The sequence below is a fragment of the Leptospirales bacterium genome (genome assembly GCA_019694655.1).
Taxonomy (GTDB): Bacteria; Spirochaetota; Leptospiria; order Leptospirales; family Leptonemataceae; genus SSF53.
In genome coordinates this window covers 209,153-230,186 of the sequence record JAIBBN010000001.1, presented here as the reverse complement: position 1 = coordinate 230,186, position 21,034 = coordinate 209,153, and the positions used below count along the sequence as shown (strand labels likewise).

The following is a 21,034-nucleotide window of genomic DNA, read 5'->3' as shown; positions in this document are numbered from 1 at the left end:
ACTCCCGGAGAACGCCGCTGCGCCCGTTATCGAAAAGCTGTTGCCTCCAGCCTGGCCGGCGGCGGCTGTAGATGGATGTCGCACGGTCGGAAACGACGTTGCGTGGCCGTCGGATTTCTCCTGGCGATTTCCGCCTTCGGCGCGGCATGTAAGCCGACGGCGAAAGCCGGCGTTCTCGATCTGCGCGGACACTCCCTGCGCAGCGAAAGCTACTCGCTACGAGGCGCCTGGAAATTCTGGCCACAACAGCTACCCGCTCCAGAAAGTCAGCCAGAGCAAAGCTTCTATCAATCAGTTCCTGGCAACTGGAATTCGATAGTTTCCGGCGGCATTGGCGTTGGCGCCTACGAGCTGCTGATTCTGCTTCCAGAAGGCGAGCCCCAGCCGCCATTGGCCCTGGAGCTGCCGCCGCAGGGCGTTGCCAGTCGCTGCTATGTAAACGGTCAGCTTATATCTTCGGTTGGCGTTGTGGCCGACCGGGCCGCCGATAGCATCCCAGCTTATCGCAGCGAGCTGCTGCAACTTCCTGCGGCCCGTGGCGCACTTCGACTGCGCTGCTTGATTGCCAATTTCTTCCACCGCAGCGGCGGGATGTGGTTTGCCCCGGAATTTGGCGATGCTGCACGGCTGGATTTTTTGAGGCGCGCAACGCTGCTTCGAGATTTTGCCCTGGCCGGCGCCCTGGCATTGATCGGCATCTATCAATTCAGCGTTTTCATTGGTCGACGCAACAGCATCGACTCGCTGGCCTTTGGCTGTTTTGCATTCCTGATGTCGATCAGGACGCTCTTTACGGGCCGATATCTTGCTTACGCCATCTGGCCCGATGCTGAATGGCAGTGGATGGTGCGCATTGAATACCTGAGCCACATTCTGGCCCTGCCCTGCGTGGCCGCCTATGCAATCGCAAACTATGGCGGTAAAGAGCGGCGATTTGCTCTGGCGCTGGTTTGGTCAGCCGGCATTGGCTTTGCACTTCATACTCTGTTTTTTTCCGTGCGCCAATTCAGCGGCGCTCTGACGCCCTATCAGGCCCTGATTGGTCTTTTCGTAATCTACTTCCTGATTACTCTGATTCGCTGCGCACGCCGCGGCCAATCCGGGGCGCAACGTTCTCTGGTCGGCGCAACGCCGATGGCCCTGGCTGTCTTCAATGACATCCTTTATTCGCGCGGCTTGCTGGATACCGGTTATGTTGCGCCGCTTGGGCTCTTATTCTGGATGACCGTACAGTCCTACGAAACGCTCAGCACAGGCAGCGCGCGCCACGCCGTGGATCTTGAAACGCCAGCGCAGACACGCTCACGCCCGGCGATCATCCTGATTTGTGATCTGGTTGGCAGCGAGGAAGGAACTGCGGTAACGGACGCCCGGGGCCGGCAATACTTACATCAGGTATTGCGGCCAGTGCTTCTGAATCGCAATGGATTTGAGTTCAGCAGTCAATCGCTGGTCGCCGCCCGGTTTTTTGATTCTGCGGAGGCAGCGACTGAAGCGGCGCTTGATATTAAGGAGGCGCTTCGCGAAATGCGCGACCGTGGCGAGCCTCTTTTGCAGCAGGTACGCTGTACTATGGGCATTCATGTTGAAACATCGATCGCACCAAGCGGTCGGCAGCCTGCGCTTGCTGCGACGCAGAGCGTCAGCGAGCTACAGTCGCTAGCAGCAACAATGGGCGCCGAAATTGTACTCAGCGCACCGGTGCTGGCGCAACTGCGCGATCCCGGGCGCTACCAGTTGCGCATGATTGCGCGCCATATTCTCGAAGCAGGCGCTCCGGAATGTTCAGTCTACGAGCTGTTGCATCGACGCGACGCCCTGGCCGGGGCGGGAGACCTCAGCCTGCCGCAATTCGAGGAGGGAGTGCGCAGCTATTTGCGCGGCAACTTCAGCCAGGCCCGCGAATTTTTTGCGACTCGACTGTCCGATGAACCCCAGGACAACGTGGCCCGGTACTACTGGGATAAATCCAGTCTGCGGAGCGAGGAGCAGCCATGACTTCCTATCCATTTTTTGAAATTGAATTGGGAACCGCCCCCGGCGTGGCTACGGTCTGGCTCAATCGACCGCAGGCGCGCAACGCCATGAGCTGGGATTTCTGGAGGGATCTGCCGGCGCTTGTTGAAGAGCTCAATGCCAGATCCGAGCTGTCGGCGGTAGCGCTGCTGGCGCGCGGAAAGTCGTTCAGCACCGGACTTGATATTCCGGAGTTTTTTGAGCGTTTCGAAACGACCATATCGTCGCCGGAGGCTGATGGCCGGGAAGGATTGCTGGCGTTGATTCGCACCATGCAAAAGGGACTCAATGCCATTGCCGCCAGCCCTAAGATCTGGGTTGCTGGCGTGCATCGGCACTGCATTGGCGGCGGCCTGGATCTGATTGCAGCCTGCGATCTTCGCCTGTGCAGCGCCGACGCCAGCTTTTCGCTGCGCGAAGCCAGGGTGGCCATCGTCGCCGATATGGGCAGCTTGAATCGCCTGCCGGGAATCATTGGCATGAGCAATACGCGGCTGATGGCTTTGACCGCCGCCGACTTTTCAGCCGTCGAAGCGCAGCGCATGCAGCTGGTCAGTCAGGTTTACACTACGCAGGCCGAAATGCAGGCCGCCACGCTGCAGCTGGCCGCCCAGATTGCCGCCAACCCCGCCATTGCTGTTCGCGGCACAAAACAAGCGCTAAATTTTATCCAGGAACACGGCATTGCCGACAGCATTGACTATCTTGCAGTATGGAATGCAGGGATGCTCGACAGCAAGGCGCTGCGGGAAATGGTCGCGGCGATGCGCGCGCGGAAGGGCCCGGCTTGACTGCGCCGGGCCAGGAAATTGGCGGTAAGGGCCGTCCAATCTAGAGTGCGGCCAGGGTCCGCCCGCTTCAGAGCAGATTTTGGCTGACGTAGCGTCAGAGTCCCCCCTGATGTGCACAAATCTGCTCGCGCTTCGCCTCAGCAGGGAATGCCTTCGGGGGAGACTGGAAAAGGCCGATTCTTAGTTGGGAATCACTTGCGCCTGTGATTTAGAGAGATGGCTACTTTGCGCAAATTCTTGCGACTTTTTGGCATTGCCGGCCTTAGCTGCAGCGCCTTTGCCTGCGCTCAGTCGCCGGAGCTGCCAAATTTTCTGGCGCTTGGGCTGCTGCCGACCCCCGGAGTTTCCGTGCTGGCCACGCTGAACGTGACCGAGGGAGGTGCAACGGACACCTACTCGCTCCGTCTTAACCAGGCGCCCACAGCTCCCGTCACCATCCAGGTTGTGCCCGATTCCCAATTGAGCGTCTCCACGACCAGCCTGACCTTCAACAGCAGCAACTATTCTACGCCGCAGGGCGTGATTGTGACGGCCGTTGACGATCTGATCATCGAGGGCAACCACTTTGGCTACATCACCCATTCTGTTTCAACCAGCGATCTGGCTTTCCAGAGCCTGAATCCTGGCATCGTGGTTGCCGGCATCACCGACAACGACAGCGCCGGCATCTCCCTTTCCACGACGACTGTGGCGGCAACCGAGGGCGGCGCCACTGGCGCCTACACCGTTGTGCTTACTTTTGCGCCAACGGCCAGTGTAACGGTTACGGCCACAGCCGATAGTCAGACGCGCGTCAACGGCGCAGCCTCAGCGCCGCTAACATTTACTGCGGGCGCCTGTCCTGGCCCCGGGAACTGGTGCGTTCCGCAGACAATTACAGTCAGCGCCGTCAATGATACTGTAGTCGAGGGCGCCCACACGGGCACGATCACTAACGCGGCAACAAGCGCCGATCCAAAATACAACGGCCTGGCGATATCGAACGTGACCGCCAATCTGACGGACAATGATGCGGCCGGCGTCTCGCTAGTGGAAAGCGGCGGAAGTACAGTACTGGTAGAGAATGGCGCCACTGATTCTATCAACGTATCGCTGACCCTGCAGCCCTCCTCCAACACAACGGTTCGCATCGATCCAGACGCCCAGGGCGATGTTGGCGCCGGCGCCGGCAATCCGCTGGATCTGGTATTTACGACCGGCGCCTGTCCCGGACCGGGGAACTGGTGCACGGCGCAGACGGTCACTGTCACCGCTGTAAACGATGCCGTCGACGAAGGCGATCATACGACTACCATCACACGTACTGTAATCGCTGGACCGGCGCCCTATGTTGCACTGGCCCCGGTCAACATCATTGCTACAATCACTGACAACGACCGTGGCAGTGTTACTTTCAATACGGCGGGCAGCGTCGATGTGGATGAGCTAACCCCGGCGACCGCGGACACCTACACCATCGTGCTGGGCTATCGACCAGAATCCAATGTCACCATCACCGTGGACCCCGATTTGCAGCTCAGTGTCAACGGCGGCGGAGCGGGCGTGGCAACCAATCTCACCTTTACCGGCGGCGCCGCCTGTCCGCCGGCCAACTGGTGCACGGCCCAGACCGTTTCAGTTACTGCCATCGATGATGTTGCCGCCGAAGCGACTCCCCACACTGGCGTCATCACTCACACCGTCGCAGCTGGTTCGCCGGCCGCCTATCTCGCGCTGAACCCGCTGGCCAACGTAAATGTAAACATCGCCGACAACGATTCGGACGGCGTCCTAATGGTTCAGAGCGGCGGCGTAACCAACGTAACAGAAGGCGGCGCCACCGACACGTATACGATCAAATTGACCTCGGATCCGGGCGTCAATGTGACGATCAACATTGATCCAGATGCACAGCTCGATCTTGGCGGCGGCGCCGACAACGCAATCAACCTGACCTTCACGACGGGGGCCTGTCCGGGGCCGGGTAACTGGTGTGCGAATCAGACCGTTACCGTGACAGCCAATGACGATGGCGCCGCCGAAGCCAACCACACCGGCGTAATTGCACACAGCGTAACAGCAGGACCGGCAGGCTATCTGGCGCTCAACCCGCTGCCGTCGATTACGGCCAATATCACGGACAATGACGTGAAACGGATCTTTGTCACCGCCGGAACCTGGAATGGACAAACCGTAGGCGGCATAGCCGGGGCCGATGCCAAGTGTGCGGCAGACGCAAACAAACCGGCCGGCCCTGGCGTATGGCGCGCGTTGATGGTGGAGTCAAACCTCAACACACGCATTGCCTGTACCACCGCTAATTGCGGCGGCGGACCTGGCGAACACATCGCCTGGGTGCTTGCCGCAAATCAGGCATATTACCGAACCAACCTGACCACCGCCCTCTTTACCACGGATGCAAATGGGATCTTTGTGTTTGGCGCCTTTACCAATGCCTTTGGCGCCGCCGGAACCGCCTGGACCGGGCTGAACAGCAATTGGACGGCACAGGGCGTGCTGCTCGAATGCGGACAGTGGGCAAGTTCCGGCCCCATCATCTTTGGCGCATTTGGCAGCGTTACTGCAACCAATGGCACCGCACTGAGCAATGGCAGTACGAGCTGCAACGGAGCAACGCGCAACCTGATCTGCGTGGAACAGTAGTCTTCCCGCCGCCTGCCGCAAGAGCTCAGCTTTTTTCGTCTACTACCGATACTGGAACTGGACGAATCCTGCCGACGCCAAAAAAAACCCGGGGCGAAACCCCGGGTTGTGCAGGTCCTTTTTCGGGCGCTTTGGGCGAGCTCCGCACAAATACGCTCTCGTTTATGCGCCGGCGGGATTCGTCCGCTCAGGTTGAAGGCGCTGCCTCAACGCAAGAGCGATAGAATCCCCTGTGGACGCACGCCAGCCTGCGCCAGCATTGCGACGGAGGTCTGAGATAGAATCTGGCGAGTGGTGAGCTCAACCATCTCCTCCGCCATATCTGCATCTCTAATTCGCGATTCTGATGCCATGACGTTTTCATACGCATTCATCAGCCCCTTTGCAGAATGTTCCAGCCGGTTATAGTAACCGCCCAGATCAGCCCGCAAACGCATCAGCCTGGTCAAAGCCTTATCGGCGCTGCCGATCGTATCGTTGGCCCCGGCTGGCGTAGAGATCGTCACCGCGCGCGAATCCGCGCCGCGGAGACTCAGAGCTCGCGCCGTCATCGTAGTGATGAACACGCGCTCCCTCTGCGCCGCATTGGCCCCCATCTGAAACCACATGGAGCCGCTGCGTGATCCTCGCGAATATTCGCCGAGCAGCAGCTTGAAGCGATTGAATTCCGCCTGCGACGCAACTCGATCGACTTCGTCAACAAGTTGAGAAACCTCAACCTGTATCAGCTGCCGGTCTTCCCGGCTGTAGATGCCGTTAGCGGATTGTACCGCCAGTACCCTGATTCGCTGCACGATGTCAGCAATTTGCCCCAGGTAGCCTTCCGTGGTCTGGATGAAGCTCATCCCGTCCTCGGTATTACGCTCTGCCTGTCGCAAACCCTGAACCTGGGTCCGCATCTTCTCAGACACCGCAAGCCCGGACGGATCGTCTCCGGCGCGGTTGATCCGCTCTCCGGAGGCCAGTCGCGCCATGGACTTGTCCACTTGCCACTGATTGAACTTATAAACGCGATGGGCATTCACCGCGCTCATGTTGTGATTGATAATCATCCTGCACTCCTTTTGCTTTCTTTTTCTCTTTTCCGACTTCCGTGCCGGAAGCGACTGCGGCGCTACTTGCGTCGCGCCAGAGTCATGGAGAAAGCAGCCTGTTCGGTTCGCCGCCTGAGCGACGATCCCGCACAGTCTTGCGTCCTCCCCCCGGAAGGCGCCCGGCGGCGCCTGGCGGAGAGAGAACGCAAATGGAGATTCAGGAAGGTTCAATCAGCGCAATACTCTCATCCTCCTGAGTTCAATTCGATCGAATCCTTATCGCAGCAGTTGCAATACTGACTGCGGGCGGATATTCGCCTGAGCGAGCATGGCCGTTCCGGTTTGGACCAGAATCTGGTTCTTGGTGAAAGCCACAGATTCCTCGGCCATATCCGTATCGCGAATGCGGCTTTCCGCCGCCTGCGTGTTTTCGTAGGCGTTCATCAAGCCTTTGGCGGCGTGTTCGAGGCGATTGAAGTAAGCGCCCAGGTCCGCGCGTTGCTTGTTGATACGCGTCAACGCAGAATCCACCATTCCCAGCGCCTCGTTGGCCATGGCCGGCGTGGAGAGGCTAACAATGCTGCCATCCACACGTCGTACGTTCAGCGACAGGGCGGTCATCGTAGAGATGTATACCCGCTCGCGCTGATGCTGGTTTGGTCCAATATGGAACCACATTGAGCTCACGCGTGATCCGCGTGCGTAGTGGCCCATCAACAGATTCATCTTGTTGAACTCAGCTTGCGATGCGACGCGATCAATCTCGTCGACGAGCTGAGACACTTCGACCTGAATGTTCTGCCGGTCGCTGGCAGTGTAGATTCCGTTCGAGGCCTGGACAGCCAGAACGCGAATTCGTTGTAAGATGTCCGCGACTCCAGACATGTAGCCTTCGGCGGTCTGGATCATGCTCATCCCGTCTTCAGTGTTACGTTCCGCCTGGCGCAAACCGGCTATTTGAGCGCGCATCTTTTCAGATACGGCCAATCCAGAGGCGTCATCTCCGGCGCGGTTGATCCGCATGCCCGAAGACAACCTCTCCATATTCCGGTCCACTTCCCAATGCTGGAACTTGAGGACGCGATTCGAATTGATCGCGGAAAGGTTATGGTTGATGATCATTCGCGTTTCCTCCCTGAAACGGCGTATGTCTCCGGGATGTTGGCCCGGTTTCTATATATCCGGCGGCCCCGTCCAGGTCCGAATCCTTTCGGACGCCAATAGACGGAAAGCCCCAGTCACAGATCGGGAGGCGACGGGGGGCGCCTTAAGGGCCGGCGGGAAAAAAAACCCGCCGCCACAAAAAAATTGCCCCGGACAAAAGCGACGCCGCCAGCCCAAAGGCCGCCGGCGCAGGGAGGGGCGCCGGGCGGCATCTGGACGGAGACTCGGTAAGGCTTCCATCGGCCGCAGGCCGCAGGGCTTAATAGCCGTCCTGCAAATTTCAGCGGCGCCCGGGCAGTCCCATGGCGGAGGACAGGATCGCCCGCTCCCAAATAGTTCAATGTTAAATTACATGGCAAAAATTCAAATCCAGGCGGCGCTTGCGGCGGCATTTGTATTGGCCATTTTTTGGCCGAATCGAATCAGATCGTGCGTCCTTTAGATGAATGGCTGATCCATTCAGGAGAATAGATTTCGTATGACGAAGTAAATTCTGACCGCGTTGATAGTGAGTTCAAGCTTGCTGGCGGCCGAACGCCGCGAATGCGTGCGCGAGGCAGGCGCAGATCAGCGCACTGCATTGGCCGCCGGTCATAGCTGAGAGATGCGTTGTGCAGCGGAGGGCCTGGGCGCGGCCCTTCGCCACTCCCCGCAGGGCAGGCGCCTCCATGAGATTGGCCCCGATCGACGTGCAGGGCGTCGACCGAGGTCCAGTCTTTCAGGCTTCCTTGTTGATAATCAATCCGCTCAGCTCATCCAGTACGTTGGCAAAATCCAGGACCTTCTCGGAGGGAATCTCTTCGATTGTCTCTCCGGTCATAAAATTCACCAGGGCGACCTGTAGACGACCCGATTCGGCATGCATCTTGAATTGATAGCGGGTATTTGCAGCGTCGGTCCCGTGCGAACTGGCAACGGTTTCCAGCGCACCAAGCGCCTTACCGATGCGTTCCCGGTTTTCCGGCGTATCGAGTACATCCCTGTACTGCCTTTCCCGCGGATTTGCAACAACTTGCAGCTGTTCCTCGCTGCGCCTTGCGGCGACGATCCGCATGCCTTCCGTGGCGGTCTGGCTGTGCGCAGACTGGACCCTGTCAATGGCGACATTTTCCATAGTTGCCCACCTCATTCACCCCATCGACGAGGGCAGGATGTGGCTTTAGGCGGCTGCACGAAAAAAATTGAGGCCCGGAGACCTCGTGCCGCCGTTCAAACCCAAGCCGGTCATGGTCGCCGGGCATATTTCTGTTGATCCCCGGAAAGAATGCTATTTCTGTTGATTGTGCTACGTCGTCGCCTGGGTCTCCTGGTTTTCATTGGGGTATGCGCTGCCTTGCCTTCGGCCTGTCTGGATACAGTCTACGACCTTGATGATTCAGGCGATGCCGCATTGGAAACTCGCGGCAAGGCCTTACGTAGAATCAGCGTAGCCTACACCCTGCGCCTGTCGCAATGCGGATTGGCGAACAACTCCGAATTATCCCTTTTTCCTCTGATTCTGGAAGGCGACTGCTCAGCGAGGGATGACGATCTATTGCGAAGCTGCGAGCAGCGCCGTGAGTACGTAGGATCGCGCGCAGTCGATGACTGCATCGTGGCGCTCATACTGACACCTTGCAGTAGCAAGACGACAGCCGGCTCTGCGGCGCAAAGCGCCTTCTTGCCAGCACTGATTATCTGTTCCTCAGCAGTTGACGGCGAACTTCCTTGAAGTACTACTGACAATTTGCATTCGGCGCCATTCGGAAAATCCCGCGCCGGTGGGCGCTAGCTGACGACGCCGAAGCAATTACTTCTTCAGCGCATTTTTCATACGCATCAGCTTGCCGCGCAGACGCATAATTGCCTTGGTGTGCAATTGCGAGATGCGGCTCTCCGTCACTTCCAGCACTTCGCCGATTTCTTTAAGAGTAAGGTCCTCGTAATAGTAAAGAACGATTACCTTTTTCTCTTTGTCCGGCAGATGCTTGATGGCCTCAACAATCACCGACTTGATTTCTTCTTTTTCGATGAGCGTATCCGGATTAAGGTTCGCCGGAGACTCGAGGGTTTCCATGAAAGAAACCTCATCATTGTCGTCTCCCAGATACCAGATGTCGTTCAATGAGATCATGCTGGCGCCGGAGATCTTGGCCAGCAGGCTTTGCAGCTCATCCTGGGAAATGCCCATCTCGCGAGCGATATCATCGTCATCCACAGTATGCCCGAGCTTGTTCTCGAGCATGGCAATGGTCTCTTCCACCTGCTTGGCTTTTTGGCGGATCGAACGCGGGATCCAGTCAATGCTGCGCAACTCATCGAAGATGGCGCCGCGGATGCGGGTCATAGCGTAGGTTTTGAACTTGATGTCGCGATCCGGATCAAATTTTTCGATGGCATCCAGCAGTCCAAAGCTGCCGTAGCTCACCAGATCGTCGAATTCGACATTTTGAGGCATGCCAATGGCCACCCGGCCGGCAACGTACTTCACCAGCGGCGAGTACTTCTGCACCAGATAGTCGCGGATTTCCCGATCAGCAGTCTGACGATAGTTGCGCCAGAGCTCCAGCTCATCCCGGTCTTTGTACTTTTCCCAGATCCTGGTGGACATGCCTATCTCGCGTCAATTTGAACCTATGCGCTATCTTTAGCCAGCATTGTTTTGATGGCCTCGGCCATCAATTTTGGCTCATTCTTGATCTTGATCTTATCGACTATGATATGATCGCCAAACTTGCCCGAACTGGCCTCGTTGGCGGCCGACGCCATCGCCGGCGTCTCTTCGCCCAGGTCCAGCTCGCCTTCCTCGTCGCCGCCGAGGCTCAATTCGTCATCTGACGAAGCGGAGGACGCGGCGCCCCCTGCAAAGAGTTCAAATACTTCTGGAACTCGCTTTTCCAGAACGATATAACTGCCAATTCCGGCGCCGCCGGCAACCAGCGAGCAGACTACGGCGGTTACTACCAATGGAGTAACGCGATTTCCGCCGATCAAACCGGCAATAGCGCTGATCAGTAGGCCAAGCACTGCAAAAGCGATGGCAAATCTGATGAGCAGTCCCATAGCATTGGAGTCTTAGAACGCGCCTGCGTTGCGGTCGCCGCTGCGACCCATCAGTTTGCGAAAGAAGCCAAGGATCCCTTCTGGCGCTTCATTGCGATTGGTATTCATCAAGCGCGCCGCAATGTGATTGATGCAGGCCGAACTCTTGGAACCGGGGAATTGAACCAGATGCGGACGCTGGCTTCTGACGCTTTTTTGGACCAGACTCTCCTCAAAGATGAAGCCAATAGCATCGACTTCTGTCTTGAGGAACTGAGCGGATATGCTGGCCAGCCTGTCGGCGACGCGCTTGGCTTCAATAGCCGAAGGCACGCGGTTCACGATCAGTTTGATGATCTTTTCCTGGCCGTTAGCCACGATACTCTTGATCATCCCGTAAGCGTCGGTGATAGCTGTTGGCTCGGGGGTGGTCACGACGACAATTTCATCGGCAGGCATGACCAGACCCAGCACATTGGCGCCCACGCCAGCGCCGGTATCGATCAGCATCACGTCGTAGCCAGTCAGCTCGCCAAGCTGGCTCAGGAAATGTTCGCGCTGCGAATCATTTAGATTGGCCAGCTGCGAAATGCCATTCGCGCCTGCGATGATGTCTATTCCAAAGGAAGTGGGGATGATGATGTCGCGGATTTTCTTTTTCCCCTTCATAACCTCGTAGATGTTATGCTCGGGGATAATGCCCATCAGGACGTTGACATTAGCGAGGCCAAGGTCGCCATCGAGCAGCAGGACGCGCTTGCCCAGTTTTCCAATAGCAATGCCCATATTGACCGAGAGCGTTGACTTCCCCACGCCTCCCTTGCCGGAGGTTACGGAGATGACCCGGGTCTTTACCTCGCCCTGCTCTTCGCTCATTTCCGGCACATCGCTGTCCGTCTCAATTGGCGTATCGCTTTCTGCTGGCTCCAGCAAAGCGGAAGCGCGGGATCGATCGCCCGCCAGCTTTCGAAGACTCTCTGCCTGATCCATAAGCTGCACTCTGCTATCAATGGTCCTGAGCAACAGGAACACGCGCTGCCGTGGCGCCCTCCTCCTGGATCAGCCGTTGAGCTAGCTCCTCAGGCCTCAGGTCGAGGATGTCCGCAGGCACATCCTGGCCATTCATGAAAAACGAGAATGGCTTGTTGTACTTATCGGCAAGCTCAACCAGGGGGCCGATTTTTTCCGTTTCGTCCATCTTTGTAACGACTATTTTGTCCGCTCCAATCCGGTCGCAGGCAAGCATGATTTTTTCCATGGCCTCGGGGCTCAGGTCGGCGGCCAGCACCAGATGGCGCTCACAGCGAACCTCGCAGGCTTCCATATACTGCCGCAAGGCATTCAAGCGCTCATGGTCGCGCGCCCCGATCCCCGAAGTGTCAATCAGCATCAGTTCGGCGCCGTCGCGACGCAGGCATTCCCGAAACTCACCCGGCGAGAAGGGCGCAAAAAAGGGGGCCTCCATGACCGAGGCATAAGTCTTCAGCTGTTCCGTCGCCGCCAGGCGATAGTGGTCCAGACTGTAAAGCGAGACATCGCGCTGCTTCACAATGTGGTAGCGGGCCGCCACTTTGGCCAGACTGGTTGTCTTGCCGGCCCCGGCCGGCCCGATGAAGAAGATGGCGCGACATTCGCCGCGCGGCGGGGCTATTTCGGAGTTGATGTGAATCAGGTCCGCCAGGCGAGCAATAGCCCGATTTTCAATGATGCGCAGGTCCTCTTTTTCCTCCGCCGAGAGCGCTTTGTCGAGCTTGCGCAGGAAGCGCCGACAGAAGTCCTCGCTGAATCCCTGAGCCCCAAGCCGCGCGCGCAAGCGATTGAAGTGCATTGCGCTCCGCTCACTGGATGAATCTTCCTCTTCCGGCTCCGCAGCAAAGATTGGACGCTCAATCCGCGGCGCGGCAGCATCGGCGCGGCGGCGAGATATTGCCGGCCCAGAAGGCTCGTCAGAGACCATTGGCTCAGGCGAGGAGAGCGGCCTCGCCGGAACATCGGGCCCCGCCCCTTCCCATCCCTGGAGAAGCATGTCAATGGCTGCTCGATCGCCGGCATCGAGCACTGGCTTCACCGCGTCATCGCTGGCCGAGCGATGCCTGGGCGCGGATTGGTCGACGCTTGCTTCGCCCAGGCGCGGGAAGCGAGCAGGCAAAGGATCGCCTTCGCCTGCAGTCTGACGCAACGTTCGGTCAATCCATTCTCTGCGCTGGCGATTGCGCTCCGGCGAGGTGAGTGCGGCGCGGTCATTCAGACGACTGGCCAGCGCGCTGCGCCCGGGCGAGCGTTCTTCCGCCACCATATAGTCGATCTCATATTCCTTTTTGCCAAAGATGCCAGCTCCGAAGAGGCCATCGCCCTTCACGGCTCGCGTCTGGACGACGATAGCATTCTCCCCGTGCTGCGACCGGAGCTTCATCAAGCATTCGGAGACGTCTCGACCGCGGATCTTGCCGTACTTCATGAATGCTCCGCTCGATCGTTTGTAAACATATGATAAGTAATGACAGGCAAAGCTTCGCCTCCTGCATTATGTCGCATTTGTGCTTCTGCCTGGCAATCGTTTTCCATTTTTCCGCTTCAACCTCGCAGGGATGCGGTCTTCTCTGCGTAGACTTCGCCTTCGTTGTCCGCGCCGGACGCGGAAATTTGCTTGTGAACGCACTGCTCAAGCGGCAAGCGCGGTAATGCTGATGCCCTTGCGCCCTTTCATCCTGGCCCTCAGCGCCGTTGGCGTGGCGGCATTTGCTGGCTGCAAAGGCGGAAAGCAAGCGCCCGACGCCCCGCCAGCTGCCAGCCTGATGCAATGGGGACAGGCGCAAGCTGACACCGCAGCGCGGCTGGAAGCTGCTGGATGGAAAGCACAGGGGGCGGCTGACGGCGGCTTGCGACTGATCCTTCCTGAAGCAGATGAACCTGCTGCTGAGGCCCTTGCTGCCCTGGGCGACGATGCTCCGCCGCGCTATGAACTTGCTCTCCTCGGCCAGAGCGAAAAATTGCAAATTGTTGTCCTGCAACGTCGCGATTCCACGCAGAGGCTGACTGCATTTCGCCAGTCGCTTTTGCATGAATTTGGCGCTGGCGAACCCATCTGGACCGCGCCGGAAAAGGAAATCGCCCAGGCCTCCGGAAATCGGCTGGCCGAACGCACAAGCCTCTACGAAACTGCAAGCGCTTACATTGCGCTCTACGAAACTCGATTTACTGCTGCTGAGGCCAGGCAGGCTGATGATCCTAATTCGAGTATCGAGGCGCGCATTTATTCACGCCAGTACAATGAGGGCATCAGCCGCGAGGCCCTCGTTGCAGGCTTCGAGGCTCGCTAATCCAGGGGCCGACCAAACCCATGTCCTGAATTGTCCGGGAAAGAAGATCATGATAGTGAGGAATGTACAGAAATGAGTTACAATCGAATCGTAGAGCTGCTTGGCAAAGACGGCGACTCGCTTTTGAATCACAAAGCAAAGGTCGATAAATCGACGCTGCATTTGCCGGGAGAAGACTTTGTAGAGAGGGTGTGGATGCCTTCCGATCGCACTCCGCAAACGCTGCGCTCGCTGCAGCAGCTATTTGGGACTGGCCGACTGGCGCATAGCGGCTACGTGTCGATTCTGCCCGTCGATCAGGGGATTGAGCACAGCGCCGGCGCCAGCTTTGCGCCGAATCCAATCTATTTCGATCCGGAAAACATTGTGAAGTTGGCCATCGAAGGCGGCTGCAACGCCGTAGCCTCGACTTTCGGCGTTCTGGGAACCGTCGCTCGCAAGTATGCGCACAAGATTCCCTTTATGGTAAAAATCAATCACAACGAACTGTTGAGCTATCCCAATAAGTTCGATCAGATCATGTTTGGCAACATTGAAGAGGCCTGGAACATGGGCGCCGTCGCCGTGGGCGCTACCATCTACTTTGGATCGGACGAGTCCAGCCGTCAGCTCATTGAAGTGGCGCAGGCCTTCCAGCTGGCTCACGAACTGGGCATGGCTACAGTACTTTGGTGCTACACCCGAAACAACGAGTTCAAGAAGGACAAGGACTACCATGTCTCTGCGGACCTGACCGGTCAGGCTAACCACCTGGGCGTTACGATCCAGGCGGATATCATCAAGCAAAAGCTTCCGGAGAACAATGGCGGTTTTAACGCCATCAAGTTTGGCAAGACGCATCCCAAGGTTTACAGCGACTTGTCCAGCGATCACCCGATCGATCTCTGCCGCTACCAGGTGCTGAACTGCTACATGGGCCGCGCCGGCCTGATCAATTCCGGCGGCGCCTCTTCCGGAGAAAGCGACCTGGCCGAAGCAGTACGCACTGCGGTGGTCAACAAGCGCGCTGGCGGCATGGGACTGATATCCGGTCGCAAGGCCTTCCAACGGCCAATGAAAGATGGCGCTGCGCTACTGCAGGCCATTCAGGACGTTTATCTGGCCAAAGAGATTACGATCGCCTGAGAGGCAAAGAGCATCCGTGGGGTTGCCAGGAGGCAGCCACACGGATGGCGCGTCGCCCGCCAAATCAGCTCAAAGCTTACAAACCCAAAGCAAGGCTCGCAATCGGCAAGACCCTACCTTGGCGAATCGCAGAAGATAAGTCCGCGAATCGCCTGCCCATTCAGCGGTTCAATGCGCAGCGACTTAGCTTCTGGAAATGTGACTAGAGTATCGGGGCCGATTTGCTCCCAATGCTCCGGACTCAATGCCAGGCGTCCGCGCCCGGAGAGAACAAGCATAGAGGTCGCCCGTGGAGCTCGAGGCAATAGGTCAACCTGCTCTGCGGCAGCGAACAGGTAAACTTGTGAACCCACAGCCGCGCGCAAAGGTTGCACTGTGACGCTGGCAGGGATGATACGTGAAGTTCGAACCGCGCGTAGATCAATCAGACGCAGGGCGGGGCTTTCGATCGGACCTCCGGCAACGGTCTCACTGGCCGACCGATCGCCCTGGTCGCATGCTGCGACCAGAACCGTCAAAACAAACAGACCGAGGCAGAGCTTCCGCTCCCATCGAATCGCCTTCAGGCTTGCCCTGGCCGGCCACGAGGCCAGCCAGAACGAGCGCAAGGTTATTCTCCCCAAAGGATCCGCACTTCGGTGCAAGTAACCGAATCTCCGCTGATATTGCATCGCTCGACACTCGGTTCGCTAGCACGGAAAAACAAGTATTCTCCGTGCGAGAAGCGATACGTACCGTTTGGAGTATCTACAACGTAGGTTGTCGGGTGACAGGCGGCGATCAGCCCGGCGACTGCTAGATTCAATGTCAGTATGATTTTTTTCATTTCGAAAGTCTCCTGATCTGGCATGTCACCAAAGATTCAGTCCCGGCCAGTCCTGGAACGATGCGCGCATGTCTGTACAACTCAGATTGCCAGCGGCGTCGACTTTACAGAGGTTGACCCGCCTGTTAAAGCACAAGTATCCACAGCGCTGGGTGTATAGGACCAGTTGCTTGGAATTCCCATTTCCGCCTTGGTCAACCGCATACGTGGTCTGGCAGGCGCCGAAAGTCAAAGCAAGTGCAATGAAGGCGATTGATAGTATTTTATTCATTGTTTCAGTTCCTATTCAGTTCCACTGCGACGCGACGGCACTTTAAATCGCCGTTGCTTTGAATTTCACAGCGCTGCACTCCAAATTCTGTGCCGAAAAGAGCGCTACTGATGTAGCTCACGTAAACAGCGTCCGAGACATATGTGGCCCCGGTCATGAAACGGCACGCGGAGCCAAGCGACAATGTCAGGAATGACAGCGCCAGGAGCTTGATAAGTTTGCTCATAGTTCCTCCAATTTATTTGCGCTGGAGGCGACCGTTTGGCCTGCGCCCAGCGCAGGCAACTTAGCTTGGTCCTTTTAGCATAGTCAATACATTTAAAAAAGTTAACAATGGCCGCGATTCCGAAGCAGCAAATGCTGTCCTGGTTCCACTTTGCGAGGCGACACACATGGCCAGCCGGAGCAGGATCCGTTCAAGCTGGAGCGGGTGCCACTATCCAATCGCTACCAAAAACGTTAGCGCAATTCCCGCTCACCTTCGGTCGGGTCCGGCGCCCAGCGCATCCCATTGCGCCTGAATCTGGGCCTCCAGCAACGCTTGCAAACCGCGATGCCGCTCGTTAGGGTTCAAGGACGATGACCCGCCGAGGGCGAAATCATCTGCGTCGTGATCGAGGACGATTTTTCCGGTTTCAAGGTCGTAGACAACGAATTTGGTGCTAACACGGGCGCCCGCCAGGCAGCCGAGTTCCTGCCCATTGAACCATCCGGCATTATGTGCATAGTACTGCAGAATGATCGGAAATAGGACCGATGAAGCCTGCGGCGCATTTCGTCGCCAGTATCCGCGAATTTCTGGACGAAGCTCCTCGGGCGCTGAAAAAACACGCCGCGGTAGATTGATATTTTCTCGACCCTCATTCGGAGATGGCTCGAAATTTCGGGAGGAGCGGAAGTTTTCAAGCGCCAAGCGTTGGTTGGGGGGCAACGGTAACATTCCCCTGCCCGATAGCCGCGTCAACTTGCCGGCCAGCTGGGAGGAGGCATCGTCGCGGATCTCTTGCTGCAGGGAAAACTCGGTAGTCTTGTTCCGTATGTAGGCGCCTTCTGCAGCGGGTGCGCGGTCATAGCCGCCTCGAAAGAAAATCAAGCCAACATAGACATTGGTCTGATATTGACTTCTTGGGCTTCGCTCGCCCAGTACATCCGCAATGAACTGCACCGGAGCGATAGCCAGCCCCTCCGTAGACGCTTGACCAGCCCGAACCAGATATATGGCCGAAAGCGAATCGACGCTGCTGCACCCGGCGAAAAATGCAACAGGAAGCAAGGCGACCACCAGGATTGCCGACAGCTTCCCCGGGTAGCTACTCCTCTGCCGCATGAGCCGTATCCTTGAAGTCAGCCCAGAGCCTCAGCATTTCGTCGCTGATCCAGTCGTCGCCATCGCCCTGGTCAAAAAACTTCTGAAAGCGATCCGCTGCTGTAGCGGAATCGCCGCGTCGCCACGCAGCGATCGCGGAGTTCCAGAGCGCAGCGCGCGAGCGCCCATTGCTATGCCTGAGTGCAAGCTCCCATTGCCTTGCCGCCTCTGTCATGTCACCCTGCCTGGCAAATCGAATGCCCAATTGCAATGAACTCAGTACGCTATTCGCTTCTTCCGAGTCTTCGATATCATCCACACGATCCAGGAGTGGTACGCTCCGATCTGCCAGCTGCGGCGAAAGCCGCTCGGACAGCGCAAGGCCGGCCGCAGTCGCCGCACCGTCCAGCGCTGCGAGGGCGGAAGGGCACTCCGGATTACCTGGAATTCCAACCAGGCGGTAGGGAGCGCTTGTTGCGTAGGAAAAGCTATCGCCTGTTTGAACATCCGTCAGGCGTCCCTGGACGAACAATGTCAGGTAGCGAACACCCGCAGGCTTGGTTCCAGAAAGCGTAAGCAACATCTTGCGCCAGGCCAGCGCAAGTCCAGTTTCCTGCGCCGGAGCGGTTGCATCGTTACCCAGTAAGCCGCCAACAAGAGCCCCCATTCCGTGAGTGGTATTGATTGCTTCTTCTTCTTTGCATTCGCTTCGCGGCTGATTGGTCAGTCTGACAAAAAGCAGAAAATCGACGGCAGACTCCCGCCCAACAGCCAGCTGTTGTTCGGTCATGCCACTTTGAGTGTAAGCCAGTTCGCGCAAGCGTTCTCGACGATTGCTGATGTCGATGACCTGAAAGTACCCCCCCGAATTGAGACTACTCTCCGTTTTCGCCTCCATGAGCGAACTCCAGTCCCCGCTGAAGTTCAGACTGCCTGCGACATCCGAGCGAGGTTGAACGGCTACCACGCCAATCCTGCGACGGCCCTGAAGAATTTGCTGCAGTCGCTGCTCACCGCCTGGTCCGAAGCGTGCTAGTTGTATTTCTATCGAATTACTTGAGCAATTGACGATCGTTGTCAGGAAGACTGATGCCAAAGCGCAACCGAGAAGCGAACCGCGGATCATAGACTGATTGAAGACGGCCGGGAGAATTACGCAAGTACGATTGGGAGGTCCAATATTGCGGCGCCGGTAGCGGCGCCGCAAATGTGAGTCTATTGACGCGCGGTATTCTTGATTGTGAGAGCGCGACCGTGTACAGTTACGCATTCTCTACCAAACGCTGGCCACAGACCGCTCGCCTCGGCGCGCACCTGACCGATTGCAAAATAGCTCGATCCTTCGACTTTTGCAAGGGCGTTGTTCATCGCCTCGCTACGGGCTTCGCTTGTCAGGAGCCCACTGGAGAAATCCAGCGGATTGGAATAGAGCGAAGCGCCCCTGCCGCTTTCCGAGCTGAACAAACGGCCCCAGGCAACAAAGAATACTCGCGTAACACACGCTTCCCCAACCGTATCTCCAGAAACCTCAAAATTTGCGGGCAGCAGGCTCAACGGAGCAGGAACAGAAGCGCCCTCCTCGCGGAGCGAATGCGTACATTGCGCGAGCAGCGCCGTCGCCGCCAGAATCAGAAGAATTTTTTTCACAGCGTATCCTCCAGAGTGAAACAGTTATCAGCTGCCCGGATGGTCAGCGTGGATCCGTTGATTCATTCATCCAAAGCATCTGTCAAATACAAAAATAGCATTTGTCGCCGACTCAATTGCCAATGTGAGAATTGCCTGCGTTGCTATCTTTTTGCGTTGCACCAGCTCGCCGTATTTAATTTGCTTTTGTTTGCAATGCCTAACTCCCCAGGAGAACAACAAAAAATTTTTGATCGGCTGCGGCGGCGCATGCTTGAGCCGCTTCCGGGCGCTAAGGCGCAATATCGCCTGGCGCCATCCCACAGGCCGGGCCCCGAAATGAACCCGGGGCCTTCCGCCCCCGTCAAACAAGCGGGCGTTCTACTACCTTTATTCTATCGAGCCGGTGCGCTGCGTATCTGCATGATTCGCAGGCCTGAAGAGTCGGGTCCGCACAGCCGACAAATAGCCTTCCCCGGAGGTCGACGCGAAGATTCAGACGCAGATCTACAGGCAACTGCTCTGCGCGAAACAACCGAAGAAATTGGCCTCGCAATTCCGCCGGACAACGTCGCCGGGGCGCTAAGTTCACTCTATGTGGCGCCTAGCCAGTTCTATGTTGAGCCGTTTGTTGCCCTGATCCTTGCTCCGGACCAGTATCGAGCAGACGAAGAGGAGGTAGCTGAGGTCCTGGAATTTCAGTTACAGGATTTTGCCAAATCGGAGAATTTTCGGATCGAAGAGTGGATAGTTCGCGGATTTCGAACGACGGTTCCGCATTTCCGCATCGACGGAGAGACAATCTGGGGTGCTAGCGCCATGATGCTGGCCGAGTTATTGGAAATCCTGAAAGATTGCGGCCTCAAACTTTTTTGAAAATCAAAGCGCCGCCCTTGCCTACTCCCCCCAGACAATAACACATTCGCGAACAAATCCTGCGCCCAGAATCTCATCATGGGAATAGTCCACGGCCGCAATTCGTGTTATCTCGCCTTGCTTCATTGCCTCGGCTATGCTGGCGCCCGTTTCGTACCAGAAATAGTTGAGATAGGCCAGAGCCCAGGTGCAGTTTCGGCCTGACCTGAGCGCCTGTCCATCCCCAATGGCCTCGCCGCGCGCCGTATCGCGTGATGAATAATGCACGTTGGTGTACAGACAACCGCTCATCGGAGGCGAGTAGTGCTGAATGCAGCTAACGGATATTCCGGCGAACAGGGAAAGCGCGAGGAACAGATTACTTTTCGCCATAGACATCTGTACAGTAAGCATGATACACGCCCAAAACGCTGAAGTAGCTAAAATCAATTCGTGCAATACGGCGAATTCCGTTTTCGCTAGCAATGTGGCCTGCGCCCGCATCCCCCCACGCGACAAATATGCCGATCATCTTCAGGCATCCTCTTGCGCGAACGACAGGTTGAGCACTATTGTTGCGATTGAATTCCCCATCCAGATGGAAGTTATTGTAAATGAGCGAAGTATTAGGAATTTCCGCCGAATTAACACAGCCAGCGAGAAGAGAAACCGAAAACAAAAACGGAAGTGCTCTTAGATTTGGCATTGCGATCATTCTGCACTCTGCCCCGGAGTTCCAGTGAGGATGACACAGTAGCGTCTGTACAGGAAACCGAGGACAAGCGTATATTCGCGTTCGGTAGAGTGCATCGCGATCAAATTCCCATTCTTGATTGCTGGCCTCAAGGAGGCGTCCCCCGTCGATACCAGGCCCAGATAGGAGCGAAAACAGCTGCGCTGTACCGAGAGATTTGCAGCATTGCCGACTCGAGCCGGATCGGTATGCTTGCGATACACCAACCCGTAACAACCGCCAAGCATCCAGATCAGAACTGCCGCTAGCGGGGCGAACCAGTATGATTGCCGCACCATGTTG

At 57.2% G+C, this 21,034-nt stretch carries 21 protein-coding genes; 7 read left to right on the top strand and 14 right to left on the bottom strand.

The genetic code is table 11. From position 1 onward, the window contains the following. The first annotated feature begins 75 nt into the window (after nucleotides 1-75). From K1X75_01140 to K1X75_01130, 3 genes are all read left to right on the top strand, one after another. Nucleotides 76-1,998: a hypothetical protein gene (locus tag K1X75_01140; protein ID MBX7056638.1), complete on the top strand. Its 1,923-nt coding sequence runs from the start codon at nucleotides 76-78 to the stop codon at nucleotides 1,996-1,998. Continuing rightward, nucleotides 1,995-2,807: an enoyl-CoA hydratase/isomerase family protein gene (locus tag K1X75_01135; GenBank protein MBX7056637.1), complete on the top strand. Its 813-nt coding sequence runs from the start codon at nucleotides 1,995-1,997 to the stop codon at nucleotides 2,805-2,807. Before K1X75_01140 ends, K1X75_01135 begins: the two co-directional genes overlap by 4 nt. 216 nt (nucleotides 2,808-3,023) lie before the next feature. Continuing rightward, on the top strand, nucleotides 3,024-5,450 hold the full coding sequence (locus K1X75_01130; protein MBX7056636.1) for a DUF1554 domain-containing protein: 2,427 nt from the start codon (nucleotides 3,024-3,026) through the stop codon (nucleotides 5,448-5,450). Nucleotides 5,451-5,656: 206 nt separating this feature from the next. On the opposite strand, the gene K1X75_01125 is transcribed toward K1X75_01130, so the two are convergent. The 3 genes from K1X75_01125 to K1X75_01115 all read right to left on the bottom strand — a co-directional run bounded on the left by K1X75_01125 (nucleotide 5,657) and on the right by K1X75_01115 (nucleotide 8,762). Then, a complete protein-coding gene (locus K1X75_01125) occupies nucleotides 5,657-6,502 on the bottom strand; it encodes a flagellin (protein MBX7056635.1) in 846 nt (281 codons plus the stop codon). A 258-nt stretch (nucleotides 6,503-6,760) separates the two neighbouring features. Continuing rightward, entirely contained in the window at nucleotides 6,761-7,606 is an 846-nt protein-coding gene (locus tag K1X75_01120; protein ID MBX7056634.1) for a flagellin, read from the bottom strand. Between the two features lie 760 nt (nucleotides 7,607-8,366). Continuing rightward, the gene (locus tag K1X75_01115; GenBank protein ID MBX7056633.1) at nucleotides 8,367-8,762 is read right to left on the bottom strand and encodes a flagellar protein FlaG; all 396 of its coding nucleotides are present in this window, start codon (nucleotides 8,760-8,762) and stop codon (nucleotides 8,367-8,369) included. Nucleotides 8,763-8,912: 150 nt separating this feature from the next. Here K1X75_01115 and K1X75_01110 point away from each other — a divergent pair, with 150 nt between their 5' ends. Beyond that, nucleotides 8,913-9,359 carry a hypothetical protein gene (locus K1X75_01110; protein ID MBX7056632.1) on the top strand — a complete coding sequence of 149 codons (447 nt, stop codon included), beginning with the start codon at nucleotides 8,913-8,915 and terminating at the stop codon, nucleotides 9,357-9,359. A gap of 78 nt (nucleotides 9,360-9,437) precedes the next feature. On the opposite strand, the gene whiG is transcribed toward K1X75_01110, so the two are convergent. The 4 genes from whiG to K1X75_01090 are packed head-to-tail and all read right to left on the bottom strand — an operon-like array spanning nucleotide 9,438 to nucleotide 13,127. Further along, on the bottom strand, nucleotides 9,438-10,238 hold the full coding sequence (gene whiG, locus K1X75_01105) for an RNA polymerase sigma factor WhiG (protein MBX7056631.1): 801 nt from the start codon (nucleotides 10,236-10,238) through the stop codon (nucleotides 9,438-9,440). Between the two features lie 23 nt (nucleotides 10,239-10,261). Continuing rightward, a complete protein-coding gene (locus tag K1X75_01100; GenBank protein ID MBX7056630.1) occupies nucleotides 10,262-10,690 on the bottom strand; it encodes a hypothetical protein in 429 nt (142 codons plus the stop codon). Between the two features lie 12 nt (nucleotides 10,691-10,702). Continuing rightward, complete coding sequence (locus tag K1X75_01095; protein ID MBX7056629.1) at nucleotides 10,703-11,668, bottom strand: MinD/ParA family protein; 966 nt, start codon at nucleotides 11,666-11,668, stop codon at nucleotides 10,703-10,705. Nucleotides 11,669-11,675: 7 nt separating this feature from the next. Further along, entirely contained in the window at nucleotides 11,676-13,127 is a 1,452-nt protein-coding gene (locus K1X75_01090) for a hypothetical protein (protein MBX7056628.1), read from the bottom strand. 229 nt (nucleotides 13,128-13,356) lie between these two features. Here K1X75_01090 and K1X75_01085 point away from each other — a divergent pair, with 229 nt between their 5' ends. Together K1X75_01085 and K1X75_01080 are read left to right on the top strand one after the other, a co-directional pair. Next, nucleotides 13,357-13,989 carry a hypothetical protein gene (locus K1X75_01085; protein MBX7056627.1) on the top strand — a complete coding sequence of 211 codons (633 nt, stop codon included), beginning with the start codon at nucleotides 13,357-13,359 and terminating at the stop codon, nucleotides 13,987-13,989. 72 nt (nucleotides 13,990-14,061) lie between these two features. Next, nucleotides 14,062-15,114 (top strand): class I fructose-bisphosphate aldolase, encoded by a 1,053-nt coding sequence (locus K1X75_01080; protein ID MBX7056626.1) that lies wholly within the window; start codon nucleotides 14,062-14,064, stop codon nucleotides 15,112-15,114. 1,101 nt (nucleotides 15,115-16,215) lie between these two features. Here the strand turns inward: K1X75_01080 and K1X75_01075 are convergent. From K1X75_01075 to K1X75_01060, 4 genes are all read right to left on the bottom strand, one after another. Further along, nucleotides 16,216-16,437, bottom strand: coding sequence for a hypothetical protein (locus tag K1X75_01075; GenBank protein ID MBX7056625.1), 222 nt, complete (start codon nucleotides 16,435-16,437; stop codon nucleotides 16,216-16,218). 249 nt (nucleotides 16,438-16,686) lie between these two features. Further along, nucleotides 16,687-17,538, bottom strand: coding sequence for a hypothetical protein (locus K1X75_01070; protein ID MBX7056624.1), 852 nt, complete (start codon nucleotides 17,536-17,538; stop codon nucleotides 16,687-16,689). Then, nucleotides 17,522-18,415: a hypothetical protein gene (locus tag K1X75_01065; GenBank protein ID MBX7056623.1), complete on the bottom strand. Its 894-nt coding sequence runs from the start codon at nucleotides 18,413-18,415 to the stop codon at nucleotides 17,522-17,524. The genes K1X75_01070 and K1X75_01065 overlap by 17 nt, the downstream gene beginning before the upstream one ends. A 317-nt stretch (nucleotides 18,416-18,732) precedes the next feature. Next, nucleotides 18,733-19,164 carry a hypothetical protein gene (locus tag K1X75_01060; GenBank protein ID MBX7056622.1) on the bottom strand — a complete coding sequence of 144 codons (432 nt, stop codon included), beginning with the start codon at nucleotides 19,162-19,164 and terminating at the stop codon, nucleotides 18,733-18,735. Nucleotides 19,165-19,203: 39 nt separating this feature from the next. On the opposite strand from K1X75_01060, the gene K1X75_01055 reads away from it, so the two are divergent. Beyond that, a complete protein-coding gene (locus K1X75_01055) occupies nucleotides 19,204-20,019 on the top strand; it encodes a CoA pyrophosphatase (GenBank protein MBX7056621.1) in 816 nt (271 codons plus the stop codon). 21 nt (nucleotides 20,020-20,040) lie between these two features. Here K1X75_01055 and K1X75_01050 read toward each other — a convergent pair whose 3' ends face one another. Genes K1X75_01050 through K1X75_01040 form a run of 3 tightly spaced genes read right to left on the bottom strand, consistent with a single transcriptional unit; the run spans nucleotide 20,041 to nucleotide 21,030 of the window. After that, nucleotides 20,041-20,391 carry a TRL-like family protein gene (locus K1X75_01050; protein MBX7056620.1) on the bottom strand — a complete coding sequence of 117 codons (351 nt, stop codon included), beginning with the start codon at nucleotides 20,389-20,391 and terminating at the stop codon, nucleotides 20,041-20,043. Further along, nucleotides 20,378-20,704 (bottom strand): TRL-like family protein, encoded by a 327-nt coding sequence (locus tag K1X75_01045; GenBank protein MBX7056619.1) that lies wholly within the window; start codon nucleotides 20,702-20,704, stop codon nucleotides 20,378-20,380. Before K1X75_01045 ends, K1X75_01050 begins: the two co-directional genes overlap by 14 nt. Before the next feature lie 5 nt (nucleotides 20,705-20,709). Continuing rightward, entirely contained in the window at nucleotides 20,710-21,030 is a 321-nt protein-coding gene (locus K1X75_01040) for a TRL-like family protein (protein MBX7056618.1), read from the bottom strand. Between the last annotated feature and the right edge of the window lie 4 nt (nucleotides 21,031-21,034).

Bases quoted from the DNA above. Each gene is read 5' to 3' on its own strand.
- K1X75_01120 (MBX7056634.1), bottom strand. From the start codon at position 7,606: ATGATCATCAACCATAACCTTTCCGCGATCAATTCGAATCGCGTCCTC.
- K1X75_01070 (MBX7056624.1), bottom strand. From the start codon at position 17,538: ATGCGGCAGAGGAGTAGCTACCCGGGGAAGCTGTCGGCAATCCTGGTG.
- K1X75_01075 (MBX7056625.1), bottom strand. From the start codon at position 16,437: ATGAGCAAACTTATCAAGCTCCTGGCGCTGTCATTCCTGACATTGTCG.
- K1X75_01140 (MBX7056638.1), top strand. From the start codon at position 76: ATGTCGCACGGTCGGAAACGACGTTGCGTGGCCGTCGGATTTCTCCTG.
- K1X75_01115 (MBX7056633.1), bottom strand. From the start codon at position 8,762: ATGGAAAATGTCGCCATTGACAGGGTCCAGTCTGCGCACAGCCAGACC.
- K1X75_01080 (MBX7056626.1), top strand. From the start codon at position 14,062: ATGAGTTACAATCGAATCGTAGAGCTGCTTGGCAAAGACGGCGACTCG.
- K1X75_01100 (MBX7056630.1), bottom strand. From the start codon at position 10,690: ATGGGACTGCTCATCAGATTTGCCATCGCTTTTGCAGTGCTTGGCCTA.
- K1X75_01085 (MBX7056627.1), top strand. From the start codon at position 13,357: ATGCCCTTGCGCCCTTTCATCCTGGCCCTCAGCGCCGTTGGCGTGGCG.
- K1X75_01065 (MBX7056623.1), bottom strand. From the start codon at position 18,415: ATGGAGGCGAAAACGGAGAGTAGTCTCAATTCGGGGGGGTACTTTCAG.
- K1X75_01090 (MBX7056628.1), bottom strand. From the start codon at position 13,127: ATGAAGTACGGCAAGATCCGCGGTCGAGACGTCTCCGAATGCTTGATG.
- K1X75_01055 (MBX7056621.1), top strand. From the start codon at position 19,204: ATGGTCAGCGTGGATCCGTTGATTCATTCATCCAAAGCATCTGTCAAA.
- K1X75_01125 (MBX7056635.1), bottom strand. From the start codon at position 6,502: ATGATTATCAATCACAACATGAGCGCGGTGAATGCCCATCGCGTTTAT.
- K1X75_01050 (MBX7056620.1), bottom strand. From the start codon at position 20,391: ATGGCGAAAAGTAATCTGTTCCTCGCGCTTTCCCTGTTCGCCGGAATA.
- K1X75_01130 (MBX7056636.1), top strand. From the start codon at position 3,024: ATGGCTACTTTGCGCAAATTCTTGCGACTTTTTGGCATTGCCGGCCTT.
- K1X75_01040 (MBX7056618.1), bottom strand. From the start codon at position 21,030: ATGGTGCGGCAATCATACTGGTTCGCCCCGCTAGCGGCAGTTCTGATC.
- K1X75_01110 (MBX7056632.1), top strand. From the start codon at position 8,913: ATGCTATTTCTGTTGATTGTGCTACGTCGTCGCCTGGGTCTCCTGGTT.
- K1X75_01135 (MBX7056637.1), top strand. From the start codon at position 1,995: ATGACTTCCTATCCATTTTTTGAAATTGAATTGGGAACCGCCCCCGGC.
- K1X75_01045 (MBX7056619.1), bottom strand. From the start codon at position 20,704: ATGCCAAATCTAAGAGCACTTCCGTTTTTGTTTTCGGTTTCTCTTCTC.
- whiG (MBX7056631.1), bottom strand. From the start codon at position 10,238: ATGTCCACCAGGATCTGGGAAAAGTACAAAGACCGGGATGAGCTGGAG.